The sequence below is a fragment of the Micromonospora sp. M51 genome, assembly GCF_018070305.1.
GTDB classification, from domain to species: Bacteria; Actinomycetota; Actinomycetes; order Mycobacteriales; family Micromonosporaceae; genus Micromonospora; species Micromonospora parva.
On record NZ_JAGPXZ010000732.1, the window covers coordinates 1 to 2998 of the forward strand.

Below are 2998 nucleotides of genomic sequence, written 5' to 3' on the forward strand. Positions count from 1 at the left end.
CTCCTGCTGCCACCGCAGGATGGCGACCTGCTCGGGGGTGGTCTGCTTGGACTTGACGACCAGCGTGCCGTCCTCGATGAACGGCTTCAGGGTGTCCATCGCGCCGCCGAAGAAGTACTGGGTGTTGTTGTCATCCAGCGACCCGGCGAAGAGCTCGACGTTCAGCGGCCCCTTGGCCGTGCCCTTCGTGCCGTCCTTGTTCAGCAGGCCGAGACCGACCAGCAGCGCGGTGCCCTGGGCGACGCCGACCTTGTAGTTGTCGAAGCTGACGTAGAAGTCGACGTCCTTGCTGCCGCGAATGAGCCGGTCGTAGGAGATGACCGGGATCTTCGCGGCCGCGGCGGCCTGCAGCTGGCTGCTGAGCGCCGTGCCGTCGATCGCCGCGAGGATGAGGACATCCGCGCCCTGGGTGATCATCTGGTCGACCTGCTGCGACTGCGTGGGGATGTCGTCGCCGGCGTACTGGAGGTCGACCTTGTAGCCCTTGGCCTCGAGCTTCGACTTCACCGCGTTGCCGTCGGCGATCCACCGCTCCGAGGTCTGGGTCGGCATCGACACACCGATGGTCAGATCGCTGGGCTTCTCGTCACCGGTCTTGTCACCGCTGCCCGCACCCCCGCCGCTGCATGCCGCCAAGCTCAGCGCGAGTGCCGCGCCGCCGAGAGCAACCAGGAATTTCCTGCCCACCGGCTTCTCCTCTCAGGACTCCCCCGCCGACTGCCCGGGGCCAACTGTCATCTTTCGGGTAGTGTTAGCGCTCACAAACATTGCGTCAACACCTGATCCGAAATACCGGTGTCACGGTCTCGTAACGGAGCATCCAGGCGAGCGTAGCCATACGACCGATCAGCCGGAAGGGCAGGACGCGACAACTCAGCGTGGTCGTCCACGGCACCGACAGACCGGTGCCCGCGGACGACGTCTGTCGTCCGCGGGCACCAGCACTACCGCCGGGTCAGATGGGTCGCCGGGGCCTCGTCGGCCGGCCGACCCGATCGGCTACCGCTGCGACCACCGCTGGTTCGCCGCACCGGTGCAGGTCCAGAGGATCACCGTGGTGCCATTGGCGGTGCCGTTGTTGTTGACGTCCAGGCAGAGCCCCGACTGCACGGCGCTGATCGTGCCGTTGGCGTTGACCGCCCACTGCTGGTTGGTCCCGCCGTTGCAGTCCCAGATCTGCACCTTGACGCCGGCCGTGGCGTTGAGGGGCGCGTCCAGGCACTTGCCGAGGGCCTGCAGGGTCTGACCGCTGCGGGTCCAGCGCTGGTTGGCGGCGCCGTTGCAGTCCCAGATGACCGGCTGGGTGCCGTTGGTCGTGTTGCTGTTCGGCACGTCGAGGCAGCGCCCGGAGGCGGCGCTGGCATACGCGCTCGACGTGGTCGGCGGCGGCGTCGTCGTGCCGCCACCGCTGACCCGGTACACCACGGTGCCGTGCGCCGGGACGCTGGCGCTGATGGTCCCGCTGCTGGAGCTGGTGCCGCCGGTCCACGCGTCCACCAGCGTGAACGACGAGCCGGACTTGCCGATGGCCGCGGCAGTGGTCGAGATCGTCGTCGTCGAGCCACCCTGGTTGAACAGGGCGACGGCGACGTCACCGTTGGCGAGCCGCTTGGCCAGCACCCGACGCGTACCGTCGAACGACACCTGCGTCCCCTGCAACCCGAGCGAGTCCTGGTTGATGGCGATCAGGTTGGCATTCTTGAGGATGGTCTGCGTCGCGGCGTTCATGTTCCGCACGTCGTTGCCGGCGATCAGCGGAGACGCCATGATCGCCCACATCGCGAAGTGGCTGCGCATCTCCGTGTCGTTCATGCCACCGCGGCCGACCTCCATCATGTCCGGGTCGTTGAACCCACCCGGCCTCGCGTACGACGCCAGCGGAACTGTCACGTTGATGATGTTCTGGATGCCCATCGGGTAGCCGTTGGTCTGGCCGGTGTCCCACGCGTTGGTGATGTCCTCGGTGGTTCGCCACATGTTGGCCACGTCGCCCCAGTTGCGCTGCGGGCCGGTCTTGGCGTGGATGCTGTTGGGGTTGATGCTGTAGACGATCGGCCGGCCGGTGGCGGCCAGCGCGTCACGCATCTTGGCGAAGGTGGCCACCTGGTCGTTGATGCTGCCCTCCGGCGAGCACCAGTCGTACTTGAGGAAGTCGACGCCCCAGGCGGCGAACTGGCGCGCGTCCTGCACCTCGTGACCACGGCTGCCGGTCGCGCCCGGGTAGGAGCCGAAGTACTGCGCGCAGGTCTTGTCGACCGGTACCTGGTAGAGGCCGAACTTCAGGTTCCGGGCGTGCAGGTAGTCGCCGAGCGCCTTCATGCCGCTGGGGAACCGGCCGGGGTCGCCCTGGATGTTGCCGGAGGAGTCCCGGTTGGGATTGAACCAACAGTCGTCGACGACGACGTAGTTGTAGCCCAGGTCCCGCATACCGCTGCTGACGATCGCGTCCGCCGTCTGCCGGATCAGCGCCTCGTTGATGTTGCAGCCGAACGAGTTCCACGAATTCCACCCCATGGGGGGAGTGCGCGCCACGCCGTTGTCCAGTGCCTGCGCCGTCGGGGCGCGAAGGCCGACCAGTGTGCCGGCGAGCAGTATTCCGGCGGCCAGTACGCTCCCCCAGCGACGACCTCGGGTAGTGCGGTTCATCGAGCCTCCTTGTCGGTGGCGCCCGGCCGTGACTACGATCTCCGGTTGGTGCGCCGATAGTTGTGCGCTTATTTTTGTTAGCGTTAACAGAGACGCCCATCATGTTACGGCGACATTTCACGAGGTTCAATACCTTCACGAGGTCGTATCGTCCGAGGTCGATTGACTACACTGCGCAACGCATCGAGTCACGTCTTATCGGTGACGAAGCCGGAAATTGCCGCACGCCGACGTCGGCCCCGCACCCCCGGCCGGACCCGCACCCGCACCCGCCCAGCGGGCCGCCGCGGCGGGACCGATGCCCGCCGCGAGGGCACCGCTGATGGTCAGCGCGGTGGGGCGACACTCGGGC

2 protein-coding genes are annotated in these 2998 nt (G+C 67.0%); both read right to left on the reverse strand.

The features are described from left to right. Nucleotides 1-687: substrate-binding domain-containing protein (locus KBX53_RS27820; RefSeq protein WP_210862495.1), on the reverse strand; the 687-nt coding region annotated here is incomplete at its 3' end. 312 nt (nucleotides 688-999) lie between these two features. Then, nucleotides 1000-2646 (reverse strand): glycoside hydrolase family 27 protein, encoded by a 1647-nt coding sequence (locus tag KBX53_RS27825; protein ID WP_030336028.1) that lies wholly within the window; start codon nucleotides 2644-2646, stop codon nucleotides 1000-1002. Nucleotides 2647-2998 lie beyond the last annotated feature (352 nt).

Coding starts and splice junctions, on each gene's coding strand:
- KBX53_RS27825 (WP_030336028.1), bottom strand. CDS start 2,646: ATGAACCGCACTACCCGAGGTCGTCGCTGGGGGAGCGTACTGGCCGCC.